Raw genomic sequence first — 24,641 nt, 5'->3', positions numbered from 1 at the left:
GAGATCAAAGATCATGAGTGCTGAAGACCTTCCTCCGCGCGAGTCTATGGAATTCGACGTCGTCATCGTCGGCGCCGGCCCGTCGGGCCTGTCGGCCGCGATCCGGCTGAAGCAGCTCAATCCGGAGCTCTCGGTCGTCGTGGTGGAGAAGGGCTCCGAGGTCGGCGCGCACATTCTCTCGGGCGCGGTGATCGATCCTGCCGGCCTCGACAAGCTCGTGCCCGATTGGCGCGAGGATGCCGATTGTCCGCTGAAGACGCAGGTCACGAGCGACCGCTTCTATTGGGCGACGTCGCAAGGCTGGTTCCGCATCCCGAACTTCATCATGCCGCCGCTGATGAACAATCATCACTGCTACATCGGCTCGCTCGGCAATGTCTGCCGCTGGCTGGCGCCGAAGGCGGAAGCGCTCGGCGTCGAGATCTATCCGGGCTTTGCCGCGGCCGAAGTGCTCTATGACGACAAGGGCGCGGTGCGCGGCATCGCGACCGGCGACATGGGCATCGCCAAGGACGGCAGCCACAAGGATTCCTATACCCGCGGCATGGAACTGCTCGGCAAGTACACGCTGTTCGCCGAAGGCGCGCGCGGCTCGCTGTCCAAGCAGCTGATCGCGAAGTTCAAGCTCGACGCCAACTCCGAGCCGCCGAAGTTCGGCATCGGCCTGAAGGAAGTCTGGCAGATCGATCCGGCGAAGCACAAGAAGGGCCGGGTGCAGCATACGCTCGGCTGGCCGCTGAACGACAAGACCGGCGGCGGCTCGTTCCTCTATCATTACGACGACAACCGCGTCGCGGTCGGCTTCGTCGTGCACCTGAACTACACCGATCCGTATCTGTCGCCGTTCGACGAATTCCAACGGATGAAGACGCATCCCGATATTCGCGAGCTGTTCGAGGGCGGCAAGCGCCTCGCCTATGGCGCGCGCGCCATCACCGAGGGCGGCTACCAGTCGGTGCCGCGGCTGTCCTTCCCGGGCGGCGCGCTGATCGGCTGCGCCGCGGGCTTCGTCAACGTGCCGCGCATCAAGGGCGTCCACAACGCGATGGGCTCCGGCATGCTCGCCGCCGAGCATCTCGCCGCCGCGCTCGGCGCCGGCCGCGCCAATGATGAGCTCGTCGAGTATGAAAATGCCTGGCGTTCGTCGGCGATCGGCAAGGATCTGTTCAAGGTCCGCAACGCCAAGCCGCTGCTGTCGAAGTTCGGCAATCTGCTCGGAATGGCGCTGTCCGGCTTCGACATGTGGTGCAACACGCTCGGCTTCTCGCTGTTCGGCACCCAGTCGCACGCCAAGCCGGACCGCAAGACGCTCGATCCATCCAAGCAGCACCAGCCGATCGCCTATCCGAAGCCGGACGGCAAGATCTCGTTCGACAAGCTGTCGTCGGTATTCCTGTCCAATACCAACCATGAGGAGGACCAGCCGGTCCATCTCAAGGTCGCCGACATGAACCTGCAGAAGACGTCGGAGCATGACGTGTTCGCCGGTCCCTCCAACCGCTATTGCCCGGCTGGCGTCTACGAGTGGGTCGAGGAATCGGCAGGACCGCGCTTCCAGATCAACGCCCAGAACTGCGTCCACTGCAAAACCTGCGACGTGAAGGACCCCAACGGCAACATCACCTGGGTTCCTCCGGAGGGTGGCGGCGGTCCCAACTACGAGGCGATGTAAGCCGACCACATTTGCGTGAGGCCGAGCGCAGCCCGCCGCAACCTCCGCTTGGCCTCTGCCTTGCGGAAGCGGCCGGATTGCACTGTCGGATACGTCCGAACACTCGGAACAAGGTGCCGTGGCGTCAGGACCCGGCGCTTTTTGCGTCTGCGCGCGAATATGCCCGGCCCGGTCACGATACCGCCATAGTGGGAGCGTCTTGCGGGAGTTGGCTGGATCGGCGGATCTAAGGGCCTAATCTGCCAATTGATTCGTCACGGGTTGCCTTTGGGCGATCCTTGCGGATAACCGCCAAACGCGGCATTGTCGCTCGCCGTGATGCCGCCGCTTGGGTTCGCATTTTGAGACTGATCGCAAGATCTTGGCCGTAAAATCCATCTTGGCGTAAATCCCTGGAGCAAGGCGACCGTGATGCTGTCCACCCGTTTCAACCGCCTGACGATTGCCCTTCTTGCTGCCGCGGCGCTTGCCGTGCCTGCGCAGCTGTCGGCGCAAACGCCGGAACATCCGACCGACACGACCGCGCAATTCCCGTCCAAGAACGACCTGAAATCGCTGACCACGGCCGGCAGCTATCTCGCCGCCCGCCACGCCAGTGTCGAACGCGATGCGGCCTCCGCCGCGGCGTTCTACCGCTCGGCGCTGCGCACCGATCCGAAGAATTCCGAGCTGCTCGACCGCGCCTTCATCTCCTCGCTCGCCGACGGCGACATCGACGAGGCGGTCAAGCTCGCCGATCGCATCCTGACCCAGGACAAGGCCAACCGCGTTGCGCGCCTCGTGGTCGGTGTGCGCGACCTCAAGCTGAAGAAATACGCCGCCGCGCAGTCCAACATCAACCAGTCGGTGCGCGGCCCGATCACCGATCTGGTGGCGACGCTGCTGTCGGCCTGGGCGGCCTATGGCGCCGGCGACAGCAAGGGCGCGGTCGCCTCGATCGACAAGCTGACCGGCCCCGAATGGTATCCGATCTTCAAGGACCTGCATGCCGGCATGATCTACGAGCTCGCGGGCAAGGAGAAGGATGCCGGCGCCCGCTTCGAGAAGGTCTACAAGCTCGACGATTCCATGCTGCGCACGGTCGACGAATATGCGCGCTGGACCTCGCGCAACAAGGATGCCGCCGCCGCCACCGCGATGTACGAGGCCTTCGACAAGAAGTTGCCGCGCCATCCGCTGGTGCTGGAAGGCATCAAGGAGACCAAGGCAGGCAAGAAGCTGCCGCCGCTGGTCGACAGCCCGCAGGCCGGCGCTGCCGAAGCGCTGTACGGCATCGGCGCGACGCTGACCCGCCGCGGCGGCGAGGACCTCGCGCTGGTCTATCTGCAGCTCGCGCTCTATCTGCAGCCGAACCATCCGCTGGCGCTGCTGTCGCTCGCCGATCTCTATGAATCGGTCAAGAAGCCGCAGATGGCGATCAAGGTCTATGAGCGGATGCCGGCGTCGTCGCCGCTGAAGCGCAACGCGCAGATCCAGCTCGCGACCAATCTCGACGCCGCCGACCGCAGCGACGAGGCGATCAAGATCCTCAAGGAAGTCACCGCGGATCAGCCGAAGGACATCGAGGCGATCCTGGCGCTCGGCAATATCGAGCGCGGCCGCAAGAAGTTCGCCGACTGCGCCACCACCTATTCGCAGGCGATCGACGCGCTGCCGGCCGGCAGCGGCGACAAGAATGCCTGGGTGACCTATTACTATCGCGGCATCTGCGAGGAGCGCTCCAAGCAGTGGAACAAGGCCGAGGCCGACATGCGCAAGGCGCTCGAGCTGCAGCCCGAGCAGCCGCATGTGCTGAACTATCTCGGCTATTCCTGGATCGACCAGGGCATCAACCTCGACGAAGGCATGAAGATGATCAAGCGTGCCGTCGATCAGCGCCCTGACGACGGCTACATCGTCGACTCCCTCGGCTGGGCCTATTACCGGATCGGCAATTACGACGAGGCGGTGAAGAACCTCGAGCGCGCGATCGACCTCAAGCCGGAAGATCCGACCATCAACGACCATCTCGGCGATGCCTATTGGCGCGTCGGCCGCACCCTGGAAGCCAAGTTCCAGTGGGCCCATGCCCGCGACCTCAAGCCCGAGCCGGAAGAGCTGCCGAAGATACAGGCCAAGATCGACAACGGCCTGTCGGACGACACCTCGAACGCCGCCGCCGCCGACAAGAAGAAGGACGACGACGGCAAGGGCGGCTAGGGCTTGCGGGTGCGGCAAACTCGGTGTCGTCCCTGCGAAAGCAGGGACCCATAACCACCGATGAACATTGTTGCAGGCTGCCCGAGCGACGAATCCCGTTCACAACATCCGCCGCGGAGTATGGGTCCCTGCTCCCGTGCGCAATTGCGCACTAGGCAGGGACGACGGCGGCGGATGCGGCGCTTGAGCCAGGATACCCCGGAATTTCCGTCCAAACAAAGGGATAGGATCGTGAGGCGATTTACGCTAATCGCTCACGATCATTGTTTTTAGGGGTTTATCGCCGTGCCGGCGCTGATTGAAGAAGGGCGTGCCAAGGTCAACCTGACGCTGAAGGTTGTCGGACGGCGCGTCGATGGGTTTCATGACCTCGAGAGCGTCGTCGCGTTTGCCGATTGCGCCGATCGTCTCACGCTCGAGCCGGGCCCGGAACTGTCGCTGACGATGGCGGGACCGCTGGCCGACGCCTGCGGCGATACCTCGGACAATCTGGTGCTCAAGGCCGCGCGGCTGCTCGGCGAGCGCGTCGTGGATCTCGAGGTCGGTCACTTCACGCTGGAGAAGGTGTTGCCGGTTGCGGCCGGCATCGGCGGCGGCTCGGCGGATGCTGCGGCGGCGCTGCGGCTGTTGGCGCGGCTCAACGAACTCTCGCTCGACGACAGCAGGATCATGGAGGTCGCGCTGCAGACCGGCGCCGACGTGCCGGTGTGCGTCGCCTCGCGCGCCTGCGACATGACCGGCGTCGGCGAGGGTCTGCTCCCGCTCGACCTGCCGAAGATGCCGGCCGTGCTGGTCAATCCGCGCGTGCCGGTCGCGACCAAGGACGTCTTCAATGCGCTCGGCCTGCGCCATGGCGAACTCCTGATCGGCGCCACCGATGTTGTGATGCAGGCGCCGGCCTGGCCGGAGGCCGGCCGCGCGGTCGACGACTGGATCGCGGCGCTGTCGCGCGGCACCAACGATCTCGAAGCCCCCGCCGCGCGCATCGAGCCCGTCATCAGCGGCGTCTTGTCCGCCCTGCGCGCGACCACCGGCGTTCGTCTGGTGCGTATGTCGGGCTCCGGCGCGACCTGCTTTGCCGTGTTCGGAACCGACGCCGACGCCGAGGCCGCAGGCGAGAAGCTCCGCGCCGACCATCCCGGCTGGTGGGTGCATGCGGGCTCGCTGAGCTGACGCAATCGCGCGGCGCGCAGCTGTCATCGCCCGGCTCGACCGGGCGATCCAGTACGCCGCGGCTTCTCGGTTCAAGCATTGCTGCCTCTGGAATACTGGATCACCCGATGCGCGGGTGATGACGCCGTGTTTGTTCTGCATGTGTGTCCGCAACGCGCAGCGACGGACGGCGGTGGATGCCGCACCATCCCACCGCAACGCCGGGCAGCCTTGCACCCCCGGTTGCTTGGCAAGCCAAACCCCGTTTGCCATAACAGGATGAAACAACAACGTTGCGCGTGCGGGGCCGTTCGGAGACCGCCGGCAGCCAAAGAGCCGGGAGGATGCCATGGCCAATATCCGAGTTCTCGCCACCGATCTCGAGTTTCCCGAAGGTCCGGTCGTCATGCCCGACGGCTCGGTCGTGCTGGTCGAAATCCGCGGCCAGCGGCTGACCCGGGTCTATCCGGACGGGCGCAAGGAGATCGTCGCCAAGGTGTCGGGCGGCCCGAACGGCGCGGCGCTCGGTCCCGACGGCAAGATCTACATCTGCAACAATGGCGGCTTCTCCTGGATCCCGACCAAGAACATGATCATGCCGGGTCCGCAGCCGGAGGATTATCTCGGCGGCTCGATCCAGCGTGTCGATCTGCAATCCGGCAAGGTCGAGACCGTGGTGACGAAGTGCGGCGAGCACGAGCTGCGCGGGCCGAACGATCTGGTGTTCGACAGACAGGGCGGCCTGTGGTTCTCCGATCTCGGCAAGCGCCGCGCCCGCGACATGGATGTCGGCGCGTTCTACTATCTGAAGCCCGGCATGAACGAGATCGTCGAGGCCGTGCACGGCATCCTGCCGGCCAACGGCATCGGCCTGTCGCCCGACGAGAAGACCGTCTACATCGCCGAGACGCCGACCGCGCGGCTGTGGGCCTATGAGGTGTCCGAGCCCGGCACCATCAAGCCGCGCGACGTGATCTATCGCGGCGAGCGCGGCAAGCCGATCGCAGGCCTCGGCGGTTACCAGATGTTCGACTCGCTCGCGGTCGAAGCCAATGGCAACGTCTGCGTTGCGACGCTGATCTCGGGCTGCATCTCGGTGATCGCGCCCGATGGCACGGTGGTCGAGCAGGTGCCGACCGGCGACCGCGTCACCACCAACATCGCGTTCGGCGGCCCCGATCTGAAGACCGCCTACATCACGCTGTCGGGCAAGGGCGAACTGATCGCGATGGACTGGTCACGGCCGGGACTGCCGCTGAACTTCTTGAACAAGTGACGATTGCGCTTCGCGAAGCGCAATCGTCATCCCGGGGCATCGTGCAGCGATGAACCCGGGATCTCGAGATTCCGGGTTCGATGCTGCGCATCGCCCCGGAATGACAAAGATGGAGAGATCTCGAATGCCCTGGCTTGAACCGGTCACCCTTCGTGGCGCGCATGCGCGGCTTGAACCGCTGTCGCATGATCACCTCGCGGGACTGACGGAGGCGGTGAAGGACGGTGAGCTGTCAAAGCTCTGGTACACCGCGATTCCGCAAGCAGATAACATGGCGAAAGAGATCGACCGCAGGCTTGGCTTGCAGAAGGCCGGATCGATGCTGCCGTTCACGGTGTTCGATGCCGATGGCCGGATCTCGGGCATGACCACCTACATGAACGTCGACACGCCGAACCGCCGCGTCGAGATCGGCTCGACCTGGTACGCCAAGCGCGTGCAGCGCAGCGCGGTCAACACGCAGTGCAAACTGCTGCTGCTGCAACATGCCTTCGAGAAGCTCGATTGCATCGCGGTCGAGTTCCGCACGCATTTCTTCAATCACCAGAGCCGGCGCGGCATCGAGCGTTTGGGTGCCAAGCAGGACGGCATTCTGCGCAGCCACCAGATTGCACCGAACGGCACGTTGCGCGACACCGTGGTTTACAGCATCATCGCCAGCGAATGGCCGACGGTGAAGGCGCATCTCAACTATCAACTCAACGAAAAGCCGCGTTGACACCGTGGTCGGCGCCAGAAACGAGACGATGGAAACGTTCGATTATGTGATCATCGGCGCGGGCTCCGCCGGGAGCGTGCTGACCAACCGGTTGAGTGAAGACGCGGGCACGCGGGTGTGCGTGCTCGAGGCGGGGCCGAGCGACTGGCATCCCTACATCCATCTGCCGGCCGGCTTCATCAAGACCTTCCACATGAAAAGCGTGAACTGGGCCTACCAGCAGGAGCCTGGTCCCTATACCGGCGGCCGCAGCATCTACGCGCCGCGCGGCAAGACGCTCGGCGGCTCGTCCTCGATCAACGGCCATATCTACAACCGCGGCCAGCGCCAGGATTTCGACACCTGGGCGCAGCTCGGCAATCGCGGCTGGGGCTATCCCGACGTGCTGCCGTACTTCCGGCGCATGGAGCGAAGGATCGGCGAGGGCGACGACACCTATCGTGGTCGGAATGGTAATCTCACCGTCACCACGATGGATTGGCAGGACCCGCTCTGCGAAGCCTTCATGGCGGGCGCGGTCAGCCTCGGCATTCCGCGCAATCCTGACTACAACGGCCAGATCCAGGAGGGCGTGTCGTATTGCCAGCGCACCATCCTGAACGGCCGCCGGGTCAGCGCCGCCACCGCGTTCCTGCATCCGGCGCGGCGGCGGCCGAATGTCGATGTGCGCACGCATGCCCATGTCACCAGCATCATCTTCGAGGGCAAGCGCGCGGTCGGCGTGCGCTATAACCGCGGCGGCAAGCACGGCGATCCCCTGGAGATCCGCGCCACCAAGGAGGTCATTCTCTCCGGCGGCGCCTACAACTCGCCGCAGCTGTTGCAGCTCTCCGGCGTCGGCTCGCCCGATCTGTTGCAGTCGCACGGCATCGAGGTGCGCCACGCGCTGCCGGGCGTCGGCGAAGGCCTGCAGGATCACTACGCGCCGCGTTCGGTGGCGCGGGTCAAGAACATCCGGACCATCAACGAAATGCGCCGCGGGCTCAGCCTGTGGGGCGAAGCAATCAAATGGGCGACGACACGACGCGGCCTGTTGTCGCTGTCGCCGACCATGGTCTACTGCTTCTGGCATTCCGGCGAGACCACCGAGAGCTCCGATTTGCAGCTCACCTTCACGCCGGCGAGCTACAAGGAAGGCGTGCAGGGCCAGCTCGAGGACGAGCCCGGCATGACGGTGGCCTCATGGCAGCAGCGGCCGGAGAGCCGCGGCTATGTCCGCATCCGCTCGGCCGATCCGTTCGCGCCGCCGATCATCCAGACCAACTATCTCGCCGAGGAGATCGACCGCCGCGTTGTCGTCGCCGGCATGAAGCTGGCGCGCCGGCTGCTCGCCTCCGAGCCGCTCAAGCCGTATTTCGCCTACGAGGACTTTCCCGGTCCGAAGGTCACGAGCGACGAGGAGCTGCTTGCGGCCGCGACCCAGCGCGGCACCACCACCTTCCATCCCGGCTGCACCTGCCGGATGGGACCGGCCGACGCGCCTTGGGCCGTGGTCGACGACCAGCTTCGGGTCCACGGCATGGAAGGCCTGCGCGTGATCGACGCCTCGATCATGCCGCGGATGATCTCGGCCAATCTCAACGCCTCGACCCTGATGATCGCCGACAAGGCCTCCGACATGATCCGCGGCAAGACGCCGGAGGCGGCTGCGAAGCTGCCGGAGTATGCGTAACGAAGTCCGTCATTGAGAGGAGCGAAGCGACGAAGCAATCCATAGTTCCGCATGCGCGGGTCGATGGATTGCTTCGCTTCGCTCGCAATGACGGCAGATGTGCGCCAATGCTTCCCGGTCGACGCGCTGTATCTCGCACCGTCACCCTGAGGAGCGCGAAGCGCGTCTCGAAGGGTCGACGGCCCGGCTGGTGGCCGTGCATCCTTCGAGACGCGCTACGCGCTCCTCAGGATGACGGGACCAACAGCGGATGAGAAAGGCAGCTCAGCCGTAGACGAACGCCTTGTCCTCGAGGTCGATCGCCGGGAATTCGTCCTTCTCGGCCCAGTAGTCCTGGTTGTGCTGCCACTCCGGCTTGTCGCCGCGCTTCGGCAACAGGTGCATGCCGCGCATCATGTAGCCGGGGTTGAAGTTCTCCGGATCGATCCAGGGCAGCAGCGGCATGTTGTGGTCTTCGGGGCGCAGCGCCGGCGTCACCTTGTTCACGCCGGTTGCCTTCATGTGCTTGAGCATGCGGCAGACGAAGTCGGCGACGAGGTCGACACGCAAGGTCCAGCTGGCGCGGAAATAGCCGAACACCCAGACGAGGTTCGGCACGCCGGTGAACATCATGCCGCGATAGGTCACGGTGTCCTTGAAATCGAGCGGCTTGCCGTCGATCGCGAAGTCGATGCCGCCATTGGCGGAGAGGTGGAAGCCAGTCGCGGTGATGATGATGTCGGCCTCGAGCTCCTTGCCGGACTTGAGCAGGATGCCCGTCTCCGTGAAGCGCTCGATCTCGTCGGTGACGACGGAGGCCTTGCCGCCCTTGATGGCCTGGAACAGGTCGGCATCCGGAACGAAGGCGATGCGCTGCCGCCACGGCCGGTAGCTCGGCGTGAAATGCGTGGCGATGTCGTAGTCCTTGCCGAGAACGGCCTCGACCGCCGCCAGCAGGTCCTTCTTGGCGCCCTCGGGGTCGGCGAAGGTCCGCTTGGTGAAGGCGTCCTGCTCGAACAGGATCTTGCGGCGGGTGATCTCGTGGATCCAGTGCTCGTCGACCTGCAGCCTGCGCAGCTCCTCGGCGATCTCGATCGCGTTGCGGCCGGTGCGGAAATAGGTCGGCGACCGCTGCAGCATGGTGACATGGCCGGCGTCCGTCGCCATTGCCGGGATCAGCGTCGCGGCAGTGGCGCCGGAGCCGATCACGACCACGCGCTTGCCCTTGTAGTCGAGGTCGTCCGGCCAGGTCTGCGGATGCACGACCGTGCCCTTGAACTTCGCCATATCGGTCCATTCGGGCGTATAGCCCGCATCGTGACGGTAATAGCCCTGGCACATCCAGAAGAAGTTGGTGGTGAAGCGCAGCCGCTCGCCGGTGTCGATGCGGGTCGCATCGATGGTCCAGAGATTGGTCTCGTTCGACCACTTCGCCGCGGTGATGGTGTGGCGATAGCGGATGTGGCGGGCGAGGTCGTTCTCCTCGATCACCTCGCCCATGTATTTCAGGATCTCTTCGGCACTGGCGATCGGCGCGCTGGTCCACGGCTTGAAGCGATAGCCGAAGGTGTGCAGGTCGCTGTCGGAGCGGATGCCGGGATAGCGATGGGTGGACCAGGTGCCGCCGAAGGTCTTCTGCGTCTCCAGCACCACGAAGCTGGTGCCCGGGGATTGCGTGGTGAGGTGGTAGGCGGCGCCGACGCCGGAGATGCCGGCGCCTGCGATCAGGACGTCGAAGTGCTCTGTGGTGACCGGCTCGGCGGCGCGGATCTGGGTCTGGACGTTCATCTTCCCTGGTCTTCTTGTTTGTTGGTTGTTTGTTGAGCGATGGAAGCAAAACGCCGGAGCCATCGCCCCGGCGCCTGCCGATATCGAAACTAGACTTCGCGGCGGCTGAGGAACGCCAGCCGCTCGAACAGATGCACGTCCTGCTCGTTCTTGAGCAGCGCGCCATGCAGCGGCGGGATCAGCTTGCGCGGATCGCGCTCCCTGAGCATCTCCGGCGTGATGTCTTCGTTGAGCAGCAGCTTGAGCCAGTCGAGCAGCTCGGAGGTCGAGGGCTTCTTCTTCAGGCCCGGAACCTCGCGGACCTCGAAGAAGATCCGCAGCGCCTCTTCCACCAGGCGCTTCTTGATGCCGGGGAAGTGCACGTCGACGATCTTGCCCATCGTCTCGGTGTCGGGGAACTTGATGTAGTGGAAGAAGCAGCGGCGCAGGAATGCGTCCGGCAGTTCCTTCTCGTTGTTCGACGTGATCATCACGATCGGGCGCAGTTTCGCCTTGATGGTCTCACCGGTCTCGTAGACGTGGAACTCCATGCGGTCGAGTTCGAGCAGGAGGTCGTTGGGGAATTCGATGTCCGCCTTGTCGATCTCGTCGATCAGGAGCACCGGGCGCTTCTCGTTGGTGAAGGCCTCCCACAGCTTGCCGCGCTTGATGTAGTTCTTGATGTCGGACACGCGCGCGTCGCCGAGCTGGCTGTCGCGCAGGCGCGACACCGCGTCGTATTCGTAGAGGCCCTGCTGCGCCTTGGTGGTCGACTTGATGTGCCAGGTCAGAAGCGGCGCATCGATCGCCTTGGCGACTTCCTCGGCCAGCACGGTCTTGCCGGTGCCGGGCTCGCCCTTCACCAGCAGCGGGCGCTCGAGCACGATGGCGGCATTGACGGCGACCTTGAGGTCATCGGTGGCGACGTAGTCCTTGGTACCCGTGAATTTCATCTATCTCTTTGCCTTGCTTCGTTCGTTGGCCGGTTCGGCCTCAACATGAAACGACCGCTCTCGCAGCGGCCGTGGGAACTGCAAATTGTTCGATCAGACCCGCCTGATCAGCGACAGGATCACCAGCACGACCACAGCGCCGATCGTCGCATTGACGATGTCGCGGACCGTGCCGCTGCCGAGGCTGACGCCGAGTTGCGGCAACAGCCAGCCGGCCACCAGCGCGCCGATGATGCCGACCACGATGTTGCCGATCAGCCCGAAGCCCGCGCCGCGGACGATCAGCCCCGCGAGCCAGCCGGCAATCGCACCGATCACCAGTGCCGCAATGATGCCCATTCAAACGTCCTGCCCATTGTCTTGTCAGGCGCAATTGTAATTGAAAAAGCCGGGCGGTCTAGGGCGGATTCCGCAGCGCAGCGGTACCCTGAACGGCACTTGGCGCATAGAACGGCAATTGGCGCATAGTATGTCAGGCGTACTGTTTCCGCCCCGCGGAATGACTGTCACCCGCGAGCGACGAGGCCAGCACCGTGCAGTCGCGTCCCCTGCGTTTCGCCTCATAGAGCGCGAGATCGGCCTGGCCGAGCAGTTCGGTCTCGTTCGCAGTCGCAGCCGATCGGCTGGCGATGCCGAGGCTGATCGAGACCACGCCGCGGCGCGCGGCCGGGTTGGCGATCGCCAGCGATCGCACCGTGAGGCGCATCGCTTCGGCGACCTTCTGCGCATCCTCTTCGCCGACGCCGGGCAGGATGATCGCGAATTCCTCGCCGCCGTAGCGCGCCGCCATGGCCGTGGTGTTGGTGGTGGCATCGGCGATCACGCGCGCCACCCGTCTCAGGCATTCGTCGCCGGCCTGATGGCCCTGGGTGTCGTTGAAGCCCTTGAAGTGATCGATATCGAGCATGATCAGGGAGATCACCTCGCGGTCGCGGAACTCGCGCGGCAACGCGCTGTCGAAGCTGCGGCGGTTGGCGAGCGCAGTCAGGCCGTCGGTGGTCGCAAGCTCGGACAGGCGGACGTTCAGCGCGTTGAGCTCGTCCTCCATCTTGCGGCGTTCGGTCACGTCGCGCAGCACGCCGACCACCTCGATCGCGTGATGGTCTTCCGCAATCCCGGCAAGCTTGAAGTTGATCTCGACCCAGACCTCGGTCCCGTCGGCGCGGAAGGTCTTGAATTCGACGGTCTTGGTGGTGGTCCAATTGGTCAGTTCCGATGTCGCCTTGGCGACGTCGGCGAGGTGATCGGGATGCACGAAGTCGAAACAGGATTTGTCGATCAGATCGTCCGGCTTGTGGCCGAGGATGGTCTCGACCGACTGCGACACGAACAGGAAGCGGCCGTCGCGGTCGAGCAGGATCACGACGTCGGCGATGTTGTCGGCGAGCAGCCGGTAGCGCGCCTCACGCTCCCTGAGCGTCCGCGCGACCTTGGCCCGCTTGGCAAACTCCTTGCCCAGCAGGATGGCGAACAGGATGACGCTTCCCATTAGAATGACGGCAACGAACAGGTCGTTGCGCAGATCCTCATGCCATGCGGCGAGCACCTGCGCTTCCGGCAAGGCGACGGTGACCACGATCGGATATTGCGACGCGCGCTCGAAGCCGAGAAACTTGACGCGTCCATCGAACGGCGACGTGGTCTTGCTATAGCCCGTCCGGTCCTGCTGGATCTGCGCCTTGAAGGCCGCGGAAACCTCCGTGTTCCACTTGCCCGCGGGCCAGTGCGCCAGAACGACGCCGTCGAGGCGCAGCAGGGTAATTCCGGCGTGCGGACCGAATTTGAACGCCCTGTAGAAATTGTCGAAGTAGCTGCTTTCGATGGTCGCGAACAGTACCCCGCCGAAGCTGCCGTCCTCCCTGGTGACGCGTCGCGACAGCACGATGGTCGGGTGCCCGGTCAGCCGCGACTGCAACGGTTCGCTGATATGCAGCGAGGTGTCCGTCGAGTCGCGATGGCCGGTGAAATAGCCGCGATCGGCATTGTTGTACGCAGGCAGCTCCGCGGCCGAGGAGTAGATCCGGTTGCCGTCGGGGTCGATGACGCCGATCTCCTTGATCTGCGGCAGCGCATCCGCGGTCTTGCGCAAGGCCGCGTTGAAGCGGTCGACGCGCGGCTTCTGGTATTTCAGCAGGTCGACCATGGCGTTCATGGACACATCGATCGCCTGCACCGAATGGGAGGCGTGTTCCGCCAGCGAATGGGTGAGGTTGCGGATGTCGCGTTCGCCCTGCGACAGGGCCGTGGTGCGCGCCTCGACCGCCTTCCAGATCAGCAGACCGAGCACGAATATGCTCATCGCCGTCACCACGGCGGCGACGATCGCCGTCGGCGAGAACAGTTTCGGCAGCTTGGCGGTGCTGTTGGGCAAGTCGATCGGGTCCACTGGCGTCGTGCCGCTTCCAGTGATCAACGCCCCATCTTAACGTCACGTTTCGCCGCCGGGAGCCGAAGCTGGCCGGGGTGGTTAAGTGAAAGTGAATGGCTGATCCGCCGGAACGGGCGGGGCAGGGGCCCTTGACGGCACCGGCAGGGCGGGCGATTTAAGTAACCATGTTCCTTCAGTTCTTCACATCACTGCGCGACGCCCAGGTCCCCGTGACGCTCCGGGAATATCTGACCTTGATGGAAGCGCTCGACGCCGACCTCGCCGAGCAGACGGTCGAGAACTTCTATTATTTGTCGCGCGCCGCCCTGGTGAAGGACGAGCGCAATCTCGACAAGTTCGACCGCGTGTTCGGCACCGTGTTCAAGGGGCTCGAGAGCCTGCTCGACGCCATGGGCAAGGCGGAGATCCCCGAGGAGTGGCTGAAGAAGCTCGCCGAGAAATATCTCACCGAGGAAGAGAAGAAGCAGATCGAGGCCATGGGCTGGGACAAGCTCATGGAGACCTTGAAGAAGCGGCTCGAGGAACAGAAGGGCCGCCACCAGGGCGGCAGCAAGTGGATCGGCACCGCCGGCACCTCGCCGTTCGGCGCCCATGGCTATAATCCCGAAGGCGTGCGGATCGGGCAGGAGAAGAACCGCAACAACCGCGCCGTGAAGGTGTGGGACAAGCGCGAGTTCAAGGACCTCGACGGTAATGTCGAGCTCGGCATCCGCAACATCAAGGTCGCGCTGCGGCGGCTGCGCAAGTTCGCGCGTACCGGTGCGCCCGACGAGCTCGACCTCGACACCACGATCAAGGAGACCGCCAACCACGGCTATCTCGACGTGCACATGCGTCCCGAGCGGCGCAACGCGGTCAAGGTGCTGGTGTTCTTCGACATCGGCGGTTCCATGGACTCGCATATCGAGCAGGTCGAGGAGCTGTTCTCGGCCGCCAAGAGCGAATTCAAGCACATGGAATATTTCTACTTCCACAACTGCCTCTATGAAGGCGTCTGGAAGCAGAACAAGCGGCGCTTCACCGATCGCACGCCGACCTGGGACGTGCTGCACAAATACCCGCACGACTATAAGGTGGTGTTCGTCGGCGACGCCTCGATGTCGCCTTACGAGATCATGGTCCCCGGCGGCTCGGTCGAGCATGTCAATGAAGAGGCCGGCTCGGTCTGGCTCGATCGCATCACCCGCACCTATCCGCACGCAGTGTGGCTCAATCCGGTGGCGCAGAAGCACTGGGACTATTCGGAATCGACCACCATCATCCGCCGCCTGTTCTCCGAGCGCATGTATCCGATCACGATCGAGGGTCTGGAGAACGCAATGCGGGAGCTGGTGCGGTAATAATTTCCGTCATTCCGGGGCGATGCGAAGCATCGAACCCGGAATCTCGAGATTCCGGATCAGCCGCTTCGCGTCTGTCCGGAATGACGGTGGCAAAAGACAAAGACAGAGGGAGAGCCCCATGCCCCAGAACATCCACCGCGGCATCAAGGTGATGATCGACGAGGCCAATGCCGAGATCGAGACCATCAGCGCGGCCGATGCGATCACGATGATCGGCAAGAACGACGTCGTGATCGTCGACATCCGCGATCCCCGCGAGATCGAGCGCGATGGCAAGATCCCCGGCGCGTTCTCCTGCACCCGCGGCATGCTGGAATTCTGGATCGATCCGAACAGCCCCTACGCCAAGCCGATCTTCCAGGAAGACAAGAAGTTCATCTTCCACTGCGCCGGCGGCCTGCGCTCGGCACTCGCCGCCAAGACCGCAAAAGACATGGGCCTGAAGCCGGTCGCGCATATGGGCGGCGGCTTTGCCGCGTGGCGCGAGGCCGGCGGTCCGATCGAGGCGTGGGAGCCGAAGAAGAAGGGCTGAAGGTACGTTCTCCGTCATTCCGGGGCGCGACGCGAACCCGGAATCTCGCGCGATAACCTCTGGATTCCCCGATGCGCAATTGCGCATCTGCGGTTCACGCTTCGCGTGCCCCGGAATGACATGAAGGAATGATGATGACCGCCACCGACGATCCGCTCGTTTCGACCGAATGGCTGGCCGCGCATCGCGGCGATGCCAACGTCAAACTGCTCGACGCGACCTTCAAGCTGCCGGGTGTGCTGCCGCTGCCGAAGGATGACTACCTCGCCGCGCATCTGCCCGGTGCGGTGTTCTTCGACGTCGATGCGGTGTCCGATCATTCCAATCCGCTGCCGCACATGTTTCCGAGCGCCGAGCAGTTCGGCCGCGACATCGGCGCCCTCGGCGTCAGCAATGCCGACACCGTCGTGATCTATGATTCCGGCGGCTGGGTCGCAGCCCCCCGCGCCTGGTGGATGTTCCTGTCCTATGGCCATCGCAACGTGCGCATTCTCAACGGCGGTCTGAAGAAGTGGCGCGCCGAGGGCAGGGCAGTCGAGAGCGGCGAGGTGACGCCGAAGCCTGCGACGTTCAAGGCGAGCTATGATCCGAAGCGCGTGCGCAGCATCGAGCAGATGATCGCCAATGTCGAAAGCCGCAAAGAGCAGGTGATCGATGCGCGCGCTGCCGATCGCTTCGAAGGCCGCGCGCCGGAGCCGCGGCCGGGCATCCGTGCCGGCCACATCCCGGGCGCCCGCAACGTGCCCTACAGCCAGCTGTTCGATGCCGCGACCGGCGAGATGAAGCCGCTCGACGATCTACGCAAATCGTTCACTGGGGCCGGCGTGAAGCTCGATGCGCCGATCATTACGAGCTGCGGCTCGGGCGTCTCGGCCGGCGTGCTGACGCTTGCGCTCTATCGGATCGGCGTCACCGACACCGCGCTGTATGACGGTTCGTGGTCGGAATGGGGGCAGGCGAGCGGCCCGCCGATCGCGACGGGGCCGGCTTGATCGATACTCCTAAAGCGCGATGAGTTTTGGTTGAATCGGCTTGGCGCGGTCTTGCTTCACCTCTCCCCGGCGGGGAGAGGTCGGATTGCGAAGCAATCCGGGTGAGGGCTCTTGCTCTCTCGATAGACCGTAACCCCCTCACCCGATTTGCTGCGCAAATCGACCTCTCCCAAGGGAGAGGTGAACTTTCGACGCCGTTCCAGCTCAACCTAATCTCATCAGGCTTTAGCGCCGCGTGAGCGGCACCGGGGTCGGATTGCCGAACGGATCGAGCTGCTGCTGAACGGCCTGCCGCACCACCGGCCGCGCGCGGACGATCCGCCGCCGCTCCTTGCGATGGGCCGGCTTGCTGGCCGCATTGCGCTCCGGCTTCTTCGCCTCAGTGGCCTTCGGCGCCGCCGGCGTGTCGACGACGACTTCCGGTCCGCCTAGTGTTGCGATCTTCGTCTCGGCCGCGATGGTCTCGGGTGACGGCGGCGGTGCCGGCTCCGGCGCAACCACCGCTGGTGCGGGTGCTGTGGGCGCGGGCTCGCTGGTTGCGGTGGGCGGATCGGCCACGGCGGCGACCTTGGGTTCGGCAGCGGCCGGCGCCACTTCGGCTGCGGCCGCTGTCGGCTGCGATGCCGGCGACGGATCTGGGGTCGGAGGCTGCGGAGCGATCTCGGCGGATTGCGCCGTTGCCGGCGTCTCCACGGCTGGAGGTTCGACCTTGAGGGAGGCGGGCGGCGGCGCGTCATCCGCCTTCACTGCGGCGAGCTTCTCCGGCTCGGCAGCAGGCGGGGCCTCCGCGGGAGCAGCCGGTTCAGCCACTGCCGGTTCGGCCGCGGTCGAAGGGGCGGGAACGTCCGTCGTCGCCTTGTCCGCAGCGGGTTGATCCACTCGCACCATGGCGAGCACCGGCGGAGCCTCCGGCTGCTGCGCGAACTGCGGCTCGGGCGGGGCCCGGCGGGCCGGAATACTGGCGAATTCCTCATGCGCCGCGCGAAACAGCGCGGCGGCCCCTAACCCGAACACCAGGAGCGATATCGCCAGCACGATCGCGGCGAACAGGAAACGAAGGCCGGGGAGCATGGGCGCGGGTTCCCCCTTCTGCGGGAGGGTCTTTGATGTCGAGGGAACGCGGTGACCACACAAGAAAGCCGGCGTCGCGAACGCGAATCAGGCCGATTCGAAGATATCGCAACCCCCGGAGACTGTTTGTTACAAAATGCGGGTGATTGATGACTTTGGGCATGTGGACAAACAATCCCGACCCATGAGACATCTTTGCCGCAGCGTTGACGGCAAATCACAAATGCCCGAAATAGCCCGGATTTCGCGGATTTGTCTTGAATGCGCCGCTATCTTCCTGCATTGGGCCGTTAACAGTCCGGTGTGGCTTGGGGACTATAATAGAGCAATGATGATCAACCGCATTCTGACGATTTGCGCTGCCACGGCTCTCGGCCTGGCAGGAACTTCGCTTGCGCATGCGCAGCAGGGTTATCCGGCCCCCCAGGGCACTGCCTATTCGACGGCGCCCCAGCCCTATCCGCAGGGCAGCATGCCGGACTTCGACGCCCTCAACGACGATGAAGACGCGCCGCGCAATTCGGCCGCGCTGCCGCCGCCGGGCCCGGTGATGTCGCCGGATGATCCGCGCTATGGCCGCCCGATGAACGCTCCGCCGGCCTATTCCGATCGTGGTGCGCCGTCTGGTCCTGTGATGTCGCCGGACGATCCGCGCTACGGACGCCCGATGAATTCGCAGCCGGTCTATTCCGATCGCGGTGCGCCGACTGGCCCCGTGATGTCGCCCGATGATCCCCGCTATGGCCGTCCGATGGGGCCGCCGCCGGTGATCTATGGCGATCGTCCCGGCGCGCAGCAGGCCAACCGCGACAATGGCGTTCCCGCCGCCGGCGTGTCCTATGGCGACGACCGTGGCGGCATGCGTCCGCCGGAGGGCGTGACTGGAGCCGTGCCGCAGCAGCAGGCGCCGGTCGATGCCAATGGCAAGCCGGTGCAGATCGCGGCGCTGCCGCCGGATGAGCAGCCGGAAGATGGCCCCGCCCAACTGGCGCCGAATCTGCGTCGCCAGGAAGTGGCGTTCGCGACCAAGGAGCCGGCCGGCACGATCGTGGTCGATACGGCCAACACCTACCTCTATTACGTCCTGGGCAATGGCCGGGCGGTCCGTTACGGCGTTCGCGTTGGCCGCGACGGCTTCACCTGGACCGGCGTGCAGAAGATCACCCGCAAGGCCGAGTGGCCGGACTGGCATCCGCCGACCGAGATGATCGAGCGCCAGCCCTATCTGCCGCGCTTCATGGCCGGCGGACCCGGCAACCCGCTCGGCGCCCGCGCGATGTATCTCGGCTCGACCGTGTACCGCATTCACGGCACCAACCAGCCGTCGACCATCGGCAAGTTCGTCTCGTCGGGCTGCATCGGCATGCTGAACGAGGACGTCTCGGATCTGTTTGAACGCGCCAAGGTCGGCACCCGCGTGGTCGTGCTGCCCGGTGGCCCGCCGCCGGGAACGACGACGGCATCCGCCGCGCCGGCGAACCCGATGGCCCCCGCGCAGGCTCAGGCCGCGCCGCTGCCGGGCACGCAGCCGACTTCGGTGCAGCCGCTGCCCGCGCCGGTCACGGTGCGCTAGGCCAACCGGTAAACTCATCATTGAAAAAGGCGCGCCAACAGCGCGCCTTTTTTGTTGCAACGAGCAGGCCTGTCTCGACGTTGCCGCTATGAGGCAATGCGATGCAAGAATCCCGGCAAGAATCTCGGCACGAATCCCGCCTGACCTATCCGCCGCTGAACACGCCGAAGCCGGTCGCCGACGATGTATGGATCATCGACGGGCCGGTAATCCGGTTTGGCCCGCGCTGGCTCGAGATGCCGTTCCCGACGCGCGCGACGATCATTCGTCTGCCGGGTGCGCGGCTCTTCATTCACTCGCCGACCCCGCTGGTGGATGAACTCAAGGCCGAGATCGCGCCGCTCGGCGTGCCGAGCTGGATCATCGGGCCGAACCGCCTGCACTATTGGTGGATACCTGAGTGGCATGCGGCCTATCCCGACGCGCGCGTGTTTCTTGCGCGCGGAATTGCGCAGCAGGCCGGCGGCCGGCTTGCTCTCGATGGCGAGCCGCTCGAGGCGCGGTCGGGCTATCCGTGGGATGAATGGATCGCGACGCTTCCGGTGGCCGGCAGCTACATGACGGAGACCGTGTTCTTCCATTTGGAGTCACGGACCTTGCTGCTGACCGACCTGATCGAGAACTTTGAAGCGGACCGCATTCGATCGCCATTGGTGCGGTTGCTGACCTGGATCGGCGGCGTGCGCGATCCGGACGGCAGCACGCCGCGCGACATGCGGCTGACCTTCTCGCGCGAGCGCGCCGCGTTGCAGGCCGCCGTCGTCCGCATGATCGAATGGAACCCGGAGCGGATCATCCTCGCCCATGGGCGGTGGTACGACCGGAACGGCCGCGCCGAGCTCGAGCGCGCTTTCCGCTGGCTCGGCTAAAGTGCGATGAGATCAGGTTGAATCGTCATCGCGCTTTAGATTCTTGTTTAAGCATGATCTTTTCGGAAAACCCGCTTCGCACTTTTGCGGATCATGCTCTAGCCGCAGCGAATGCTGCGGTCAGGCCAGTCGCCGCGGCGGCTCGCTGCCTTTGGTGAAGGCGTCGATGCAGGCGACCATCTGCTGATAGTGCGCCTGCAAGCTCTCGCGCGTTGCATAACCGAGATGCGGTGTGATCACGACGTTGTCGAGCTTGCGCAGCGGGTGATCTGTCGGCAGCGGCTCGATGGAGAACACGTCGATGCCGGCGCCTGCGATCTTCCTGTTACGCAGCGCTGCGAGGAGGGCGTCTTCGTCGACGATCGGCCCGCGCGCGGTGTTGACGAGATAAGCCGACGGCTTCATGCGCGCGAGATCGGCCGCGCCGACCAGTCCGCGCGAGCGCGGGCTCAGCACGACATGGATGGTGATGATGTCTGATGTGGCGAACAGCTCGTCCTTGCTGGCGTAGCCGACGCCGGCCTCCTTGCATTTCTCCGGCGTCAGGTTGGGGCTCCAGGCGATCACGTTCATGCCGAACACCTTGGCCATGCCGGCGACCTTGCTGCCGAGCTTGCCGAGGCCGATGATGCCGAGCGTCTTGCCCTCGATCTCGGTGCCGGCAAAGGTCTGCCACGGCTCGCCAGCATGCATCCGCGCATTCTCGCGGCCGATGCCGCGGGTCAATTCCAGGATCAGCCCCATGGTCAGCGGCGCGGTGGGATCCTGGCTATATTGGGTGCCGCACAGCACCACCTGGCGCGCCTTGGCGGCGTCCATATCAATCGCGGCGTTGCGCATGCCCGACGTGATCAGGAGCTTCAGCTTGGGCAGCGCATCGAACAGGCTCTTCGGGAACGCCGTGCGCTCGCGCATCGCGCAGATGATTTCGAAATCCTTCAGCTGACCGGCTGCTTCGGCTTCGCTCGCGAACGGCTTGTCGAACACCGTGACCTCGACGCGATCCTCGACCTGTGGCCAGTCGGCCAGCGACAGCGCGATGTCGAAATAGTCGTCGAGGATTGCACAGCGGAGCCGCGTCATCGGAAGGTCCATTCAGGGTGAGGGCAACGGCAGAAAATCGACCGTCGAGATCCCCAATGGTCGCGCGCAATCGGCAGGCGCGCAAGCGGCCGCGGTTTCAAAAAGCGGCGATTGCTACAAAGCTCAGGACGGCTTGCGCGTCTTCGCGGTGCGGATATCGGCGAGCATCGACCGGACCGCAGGCGACAGCGCCATCTGCTTGGCGCGGCAGGCCGGGCCTGGGCCGCGCATATAGTGCAGTTCCGGCCGGTAGGGATTGAAAGCCTTGGCGGCGAAGGCCCGCCAGAAGGCGCGGAATTCGGCGAACAGCGTCGCCTCGGATTTGGTCACCGGGCGCGAAAGCGGTGCTGAAATGATGGTAGCCATGACGTGGCCTCAACTGTTTTAGTCGCGGTTCTGCCGCGAAAATCGCCGTTTTTCGGCGTTGCAGACGAGTTTTGGCCTGATTTATTAAAAGATGGTTTCAATTGTCGTGATTCGGCGCTCACATGGTGTCGAACCCGTAATCACCCGTGGCCAATGGACAGAACGTGGTGAACGGATGGAAAACGCCGGCCCCGCGGTTGCGCTTTCGGGGGCCGGCCGTTACATCGGCGGCAGCAAAATTTCCTCTAAATCGGATCAATTCCAGGGACAGCGGATGGCTCGCCAGTTCATCTATTTCATGCAGGGTCTGACCAAGGCGTACCCGACCCGCAAGGTGCTCGATAACATCCATCTGAGCTTCTACCCGGACGCCAAGATCGGCGTGCTCGGCGTCAACGGCTCGGGCAAGTCGACGCTGCTCAAGATCATGGCCGGTCTCGACAAAGAGTATAATGGTGAGGCTTGGGTCGCCGAGGGCGCCCGCGTCGGCTATCTTGAGCAGGAGCCGCACCTCGACGCAAACCTCTCGGTCCGCGAAAACGTCATGCAGGGCGTCGCCAAGCAGAAGGCGATCCTCGACCGCTACAACGAACTCGCCGTCAACTATTCGGACGAGACCGCCGACGAGATGACCAAGCTGCAGGACGAGATCGAGGCGCAGGGCCTGTGGGATCTCGACAGCAAGGTCGACCAGGCGATGGATGCGCTGCGCTGCCCGCCCGACGATGCCGATGTCACGAAACTGTCGGGCGGTGAACGCCGCCGCGTCGCGCTGTGCCGCCTGCTGCTCGACCAGCCGGAATTGCTGCTGCTGGACGAACCGACCAACCATCTCGACGCCGAGTCGGTGTCGTGGCTGGAAGGCCATCTGCGCAATTATCCCGGCGCGATCCTGATCGTGACCCACGATCGCTACTTCCTCGACAACGTCACGGGGTGGATCCTCGAGCTCGACCGCGGCCGCGGCATTCCCTACGAGGGCAACTACTCGTCCTGGCTGGTGCAGAAACAGAAGCGGCTCGAGCAGGAGGGCCGCGAAGACGCCGCCCACCAGAAGACGCTGGCGCGCGAGCAGGAATGGGTCGCGTCCTCCCCGAAGGCCCGCCAGGCCAAGTCGAAGGCGCGCTATCAGCGCTATGAGGAGCTGCTCAAGAAGGCGAGCGAGAAGCAGACCCAGACCGCGCAGATCATCATCCCGGTCGCCGAGCGGCTCGGCGCCAACGTCGTCGACTTCGAAGGCCTCAGCAAGGGCTTTGGCGATCGGCTGCTGATCGACGATCTCACCTTCAAGCTGCCGCCCGGCGGCATCGTCGGCGTGATCGGCGCGAACGGCGCCGGCAAGACCACGCTGTTCAAGATGATCACCGAGCAGGAGACGCCGGACAAGGGCACCATCACGGTCGGCGAGACCGTGCATCTCGGCTACGTCGACCAGTCGCGCGACGCGCTCGAGGGCAACAAGACCGTGTGGGAGGAGATCTCCGGCGGCAATGAGCTGATCCTGCTCGGCAAGAAGGAAGTCAATTCACGCGGCTATTGCTCGGCGTTCAACTTCAAGGGTGCCGACCAGCAGAAGAAGGTCGGCGCGCTGTCCGGCGGTGAGCGCAACCGCGTGCATCTCGCCAAGATGCTGAAGTCGGGCGCCAACGTGCTGCTGCTCGACGAACCGACCAACGATCTCGACGTCGACACGCTGCGCGCGCTGGAAGAGGCGCTGGAGGATTTTGCCGGTTGCGCCGTCATCATCAGCCATGATCGCTGGTTCCTCGACCGCATCGCGACCCACATCCTGGCCTTCGAGGGCGACAGCCATGTCGAATGGTTCGAGGGCAACTTCCAGGATTACGAAAAGGACAAGATGCGCCGGCTCGGCCAGGACAGCATCATTCCGCATCGCGTGAAGTACAAGAAGCTGACGCGCTGATCGGTTCGAGCGGTCGAGCGCGGCAATCGTGCCGCGTTCGACTGTTCCTTGTTTGCAGGATCGTGACGGCATCGCGGCGCAATCTGCGGCCAGTTGTCGCTTTTCAAGCGCGCGGGATTGCGTAGATAGAGCGCTCCGCAATTTCAATTCCGCGAGCACTCCAACATGTCCGCTGTTTCCGACGCGCGTGCCCCTCTGAAGGGCCGCTCGCTGCGTCCCGTTCCCATGCTGATCTTCGGATCGCGCTGGCTGCAATTGCCGCTCTATGTCGGGCTGATCATCGCCCAGGGCGTTTATGTGGTGCTGTTCCTGAAGGAACTGTGGCACCTGTTCGCCCATGCCTTCGATTTCAGCGAGCAGCAGATCATGCTGGCCGTCCTCGGCCTGATCGACGTCGTCATGATCTCGAACCTGCTGGTGATGGTGATCGTCGGCGGCTACGAGACCTTCGTGTCGCGCCTCAATCTGCAGGGACATCCCGACGAGCCGGAATGGCTCAGCCACGTCAATGCCAGCGTGCTGAAGATCAAGCTGGCGATGGCGATCATCGGCATCTCCTCGATCCATCTGCTGCGCACCTTCATCGAGGCCGGTGCGCTGTCGTCAGGCAAGGGCAACTACACCGAGACCGGCGTGATGTGGCAGACCATCATCCACTGCGTCTTCATCCTGTCGGCGATCGGCATTGCCATCGTCGACAAGTTGTCGAACGATTCGATCGAGGGCGCCAAGCAGCAGTCCGGGCACTGAGCATGATCCGGAAAAGTGCGAAGCGGTTTTCCGAAAAGATCATGCTCGAACAAAGAGCTAGAGCGCGATGACAATTCAACCTGCTCTCATCGGCTTCGGGACCAACGGCGCGGCGTCACCGCGCCGCGCGTGAGCCGAACAAGGCCGGCGCGGATCGGCCGAGCCATTCGGGGATCTGCGCCGCGCCGCGCGGAAATCCGCGGGCCATGGCAAGGATGAACGCGCTCTGCCAGACGCCAAACAGCACCAGCCAACCCAGCAAGGTCGGCAGCCTGACGATTGCACCGTAGATGGTTCCGGCCGCGATGGCGGCGATCCAGGTCACCACGACGCTGTCGATCCGCCTGAACGCGGGGTTGGT

21 protein-coding genes are annotated in these 24,641 nt (G+C 64.4%); 13 read left to right on the top strand and 8 right to left on the bottom strand.

Translation table 11 applies throughout. The features are described 5' to 3' along the window. Nucleotides 1-13 precede the first annotated feature (13 nt). From QMZ05_RS29950 to QMZ05_RS29925, 6 genes are all read left to right on the top strand, one after another. Entirely contained in the window at nt 14-1,672 is a 1,659-nt protein-coding gene (locus QMZ05_RS29950; protein WP_353704029.1) for an electron transfer flavoprotein-ubiquinone oxidoreductase, read from the top strand. Between the two features lie 411 nt (nt 1,673-2,083). Further along, nucleotides 2,084-3,871 (top strand): tetratricopeptide repeat protein, encoded by a 1,788-nt coding sequence (locus QMZ05_RS29945; RefSeq protein ID WP_353704028.1) that lies wholly within the window; start codon nt 2,084-2,086, stop codon nt 3,869-3,871. Between the two features lie 285 nt (nt 3,872-4,156). Then, a complete protein-coding gene (locus QMZ05_RS29940; protein WP_353704027.1) occupies nt 4,157-5,044 on the top strand; it encodes a 4-(cytidine 5'-diphospho)-2-C-methyl-D-erythritol kinase in 888 nt (295 codons plus the stop codon). 328 nt (nt 5,045-5,372) lie between these two features. Next, the gene (locus QMZ05_RS29935) at nt 5,373-6,299 is read left to right on the top strand and encodes an SMP-30/gluconolactonase/LRE family protein (RefSeq protein WP_353704026.1); all 927 of its coding nucleotides are present in this window, start codon (nt 5,373-5,375) and stop codon (nt 6,297-6,299) included. 124 nt (nt 6,300-6,423) lie between these two features. Next, a complete protein-coding gene (locus QMZ05_RS29930; protein ID WP_353704025.1) occupies nt 6,424-7,017 on the top strand; it encodes a GNAT family protein in 594 nt (197 codons plus the stop codon). A 28-nt stretch (nt 7,018-7,045) separates the two neighbouring features. Further along, the gene (locus tag QMZ05_RS29925; RefSeq protein ID WP_353704024.1) at nt 7,046-8,689 is read left to right on the top strand and encodes a GMC family oxidoreductase N-terminal domain-containing protein; all 1,644 of its coding nucleotides are present in this window, start codon (nt 7,046-7,048) and stop codon (nt 8,687-8,689) included. Between the two features lie 264 nt (nt 8,690-8,953). On the opposite strand, the gene QMZ05_RS29920 is transcribed toward QMZ05_RS29925, so the two are convergent. From QMZ05_RS29920 to QMZ05_RS29905, 4 genes are all read right to left on the bottom strand, one after another. Continuing rightward, the gene (locus QMZ05_RS29920; protein ID WP_353704023.1) at nt 8,954-10,456 is read right to left on the bottom strand and encodes an NAD(P)/FAD-dependent oxidoreductase; all 1,503 of its coding nucleotides are present in this window, start codon (nt 10,454-10,456) and stop codon (nt 8,954-8,956) included. A gap of 89 nt (nt 10,457-10,545) precedes the next feature. Continuing rightward, nucleotides 10,546-11,388 carry a MoxR family ATPase gene (locus tag QMZ05_RS29915; RefSeq protein WP_028334810.1) on the bottom strand — a complete coding sequence of 281 codons (843 nt, stop codon included), beginning with the start codon at nt 11,386-11,388 and terminating at the stop codon, nt 10,546-10,548. A 93-nt stretch (nt 11,389-11,481) separates the two neighbouring features. Beyond that, nucleotides 11,482-11,727 carry a GlsB/YeaQ/YmgE family stress response membrane protein gene (locus tag QMZ05_RS29910; protein WP_050422003.1) on the bottom strand — a complete coding sequence of 82 codons (246 nt, stop codon included), beginning with the start codon at nt 11,725-11,727 and terminating at the stop codon, nt 11,482-11,484. Between the two features lie 133 nt (nt 11,728-11,860). Then, nucleotides 11,861-13,759: a diguanylate cyclase gene (locus tag QMZ05_RS29905; protein ID WP_353704022.1), complete on the bottom strand. Its 1,899-nt coding sequence runs from the start codon at nt 13,757-13,759 to the stop codon at nt 11,861-11,863. A 182-nt stretch (nt 13,760-13,941) separates the two neighbouring features. Between QMZ05_RS29905 and QMZ05_RS29900 the strand changes: the two genes are divergently transcribed. The 3 genes from QMZ05_RS29900 to sseA all read left to right on the top strand — a co-directional run bounded on the left by QMZ05_RS29900 (nt 13,942) and on the right by sseA (nt 16,644). Then, a complete protein-coding gene (locus QMZ05_RS29900) occupies nt 13,942-15,117 on the top strand; it encodes a VWA domain-containing protein (RefSeq protein ID WP_050632069.1) in 1,176 nt (391 codons plus the stop codon). A 121-nt stretch (nt 15,118-15,238) separates the two neighbouring features. Further along, entirely contained in the window at nt 15,239-15,652 is a 414-nt protein-coding gene (locus tag QMZ05_RS29895) for a rhodanese-like domain-containing protein (RefSeq protein ID WP_050422006.1), read from the top strand. A gap of 134 nt (nt 15,653-15,786) precedes the next feature. Beyond that, nucleotides 15,787-16,644, top strand: coding sequence for a 3-mercaptopyruvate sulfurtransferase (sseA, locus tag QMZ05_RS29890; protein ID WP_353704021.1), 858 nt, complete (start codon nt 15,787-15,789; stop codon nt 16,642-16,644). Between the two features lie 225 nt (nt 16,645-16,869). On the opposite strand, the gene QMZ05_RS29885 is transcribed toward sseA, so the two are convergent. Next, nucleotides 16,870-17,715: a hypothetical protein gene (locus QMZ05_RS29885; protein ID WP_353704020.1), complete on the bottom strand. Its 846-nt coding sequence runs from the start codon at nt 17,713-17,715 to the stop codon at nt 16,870-16,872. A gap of 328 nt (nt 17,716-18,043) precedes the next feature. Here QMZ05_RS29885 and QMZ05_RS29880 point away from each other — a divergent pair, with 328 nt between their 5' ends. Both QMZ05_RS29880 and QMZ05_RS29875 read left to right on the top strand, forming a co-directional pair. After that, nucleotides 18,044-19,288 (top strand): L,D-transpeptidase family protein, encoded by a 1,245-nt coding sequence (locus QMZ05_RS29880; protein WP_353704019.1) that lies wholly within the window; start codon nt 18,044-18,046, stop codon nt 19,286-19,288. A 101-nt stretch (nt 19,289-19,389) separates the two neighbouring features. Next, nucleotides 19,390-20,157: a DUF4336 domain-containing protein gene (locus tag QMZ05_RS29875; protein WP_353704018.1), complete on the top strand. Its 768-nt coding sequence runs from the start codon at nt 19,390-19,392 to the stop codon at nt 20,155-20,157. Nucleotides 20,158-20,277: 120 nt separating this feature from the next. Here QMZ05_RS29875 and QMZ05_RS29870 read toward each other — a convergent pair whose 3' ends face one another. Then, on the bottom strand, nt 20,278-21,240 hold the full coding sequence (locus QMZ05_RS29870) for a D-2-hydroxyacid dehydrogenase family protein (RefSeq protein ID WP_353704017.1): 963 nt from the start codon (nt 21,238-21,240) through the stop codon (nt 20,278-20,280). 123 nt (nt 21,241-21,363) lie between these two features. Next, nucleotides 21,364-21,606: a hypothetical protein gene (locus QMZ05_RS29865; RefSeq protein WP_279709602.1), complete on the bottom strand. Its 243-nt coding sequence runs from the start codon at nt 21,604-21,606 to the stop codon at nt 21,364-21,366. Nucleotides 21,607-21,880: 274 nt separating this feature from the next. Between QMZ05_RS29865 and ettA the strand changes: the two genes are divergently transcribed. Then, nucleotides 21,881-23,530 (top strand): energy-dependent translational throttle protein EttA, encoded by a 1,650-nt coding sequence (gene ettA / locus QMZ05_RS29860; RefSeq protein WP_353704016.1) that lies wholly within the window; start codon nt 21,881-21,883, stop codon nt 23,528-23,530. Nucleotides 23,531-23,695: 165 nt separating this feature from the next. Next, entirely contained in the window at nt 23,696-24,280 is a 585-nt protein-coding gene (locus tag QMZ05_RS29855; protein WP_074128031.1) for a TIGR00645 family protein, read from the top strand. A gap of 115 nt (nt 24,281-24,395) precedes the next feature. On the opposite strand, the gene QMZ05_RS29850 is transcribed toward QMZ05_RS29855, so the two are convergent. Continuing rightward, nucleotides 24,396-24,641, bottom strand: a 246-nt coding sequence (locus QMZ05_RS29850) for a hypothetical protein (protein WP_353704015.1), incomplete at its 5' end; no start/stop codon positions are given.

The organism is Bradyrhizobium sp. INPA03-11B (assembly GCF_040446015.1).
Classification (GTDB): Bacteria; Pseudomonadota; Alphaproteobacteria; order Rhizobiales; family Xanthobacteraceae; genus Bradyrhizobium; species Bradyrhizobium macuxiense_A.
Note: the sequence above shows the minus strand (reverse complement) of the source record. Positions and strands in the feature narration are given on the sequence as shown.

What these genes read in the sequence shown, in the direction of transcription:
- QMZ05_RS29925 (WP_353704024.1), top strand. Translation starts at nt 7,046, where the DNA reads ATGGAAACGTTCGATTATGTGATCATCGGCGCGGGCTCCGCCGGGAGC.
- QMZ05_RS29950 (WP_353704029.1), top strand. Translation starts at nt 14, where the DNA reads ATGAGTGCTGAAGACCTTCCTCCGCGCGAGTCTATGGAATTCGACGTC.
- QMZ05_RS29880 (WP_353704019.1), top strand. Translation starts at nt 18,044, where the DNA reads ATGATGATCAACCGCATTCTGACGATTTGCGCTGCCACGGCTCTCGGC.
- QMZ05_RS29910 (WP_050422003.1), bottom strand. Translation starts at nt 11,727, where the DNA reads ATGGGCATCATTGCGGCACTGGTGATCGGTGCGATTGCCGGCTGGCTC.
- QMZ05_RS29875 (WP_353704018.1), top strand. Translation starts at nt 19,390, where the DNA reads ATGCAAGAATCCCGGCAAGAATCTCGGCACGAATCCCGCCTGACCTAT.
- QMZ05_RS29945 (WP_353704028.1), top strand. Translation starts at nt 2,084, where the DNA reads ATGCTGTCCACCCGTTTCAACCGCCTGACGATTGCCCTTCTTGCTGCC.
- QMZ05_RS29900 (WP_050632069.1), top strand. Translation starts at nt 13,942, where the DNA reads ATGTTCCTTCAGTTCTTCACATCACTGCGCGACGCCCAGGTCCCCGTG.
- QMZ05_RS29895 (WP_050422006.1), top strand. Translation starts at nt 15,239, where the DNA reads ATGCCCCAGAACATCCACCGCGGCATCAAGGTGATGATCGACGAGGCC.
- QMZ05_RS29935 (WP_353704026.1), top strand. Translation starts at nt 5,373, where the DNA reads ATGGCCAATATCCGAGTTCTCGCCACCGATCTCGAGTTTCCCGAAGGT.
- QMZ05_RS29915 (WP_028334810.1), bottom strand. Translation starts at nt 11,388, where the DNA reads ATGAAATTCACGGGTACCAAGGACTACGTCGCCACCGATGACCTCAAG.
- QMZ05_RS29870 (WP_353704017.1), bottom strand. Translation starts at nt 21,240, where the DNA reads ATGACGCGGCTCCGCTGTGCAATCCTCGACGACTATTTCGACATCGCG.
- QMZ05_RS29855 (WP_074128031.1), top strand. Translation starts at nt 23,696, where the DNA reads ATGTCCGCTGTTTCCGACGCGCGTGCCCCTCTGAAGGGCCGCTCGCTG.
- QMZ05_RS29920 (WP_353704023.1), bottom strand. Translation starts at nt 10,456, where the DNA reads ATGAACGTCCAGACCCAGATCCGCGCCGCCGAGCCGGTCACCACAGAG.
- QMZ05_RS29930 (WP_353704025.1), top strand. Translation starts at nt 6,424, where the DNA reads ATGCCCTGGCTTGAACCGGTCACCCTTCGTGGCGCGCATGCGCGGCTT.
- ettA (WP_353704016.1), top strand. Translation starts at nt 21,881, where the DNA reads ATGGCTCGCCAGTTCATCTATTTCATGCAGGGTCTGACCAAGGCGTAC.
- sseA (WP_353704021.1), top strand. Translation starts at nt 15,787, where the DNA reads ATGACCGCCACCGACGATCCGCTCGTTTCGACCGAATGGCTGGCCGCG.
- QMZ05_RS29865 (WP_279709602.1), bottom strand. Translation starts at nt 21,606, where the DNA reads ATGGCTACCATCATTTCAGCACCGCTTTCGCGCCCGGTGACCAAATCC.
- QMZ05_RS29885 (WP_353704020.1), bottom strand. Translation starts at nt 17,715, where the DNA reads ATGCTCCCCGGCCTTCGTTTCCTGTTCGCCGCGATCGTGCTGGCGATA.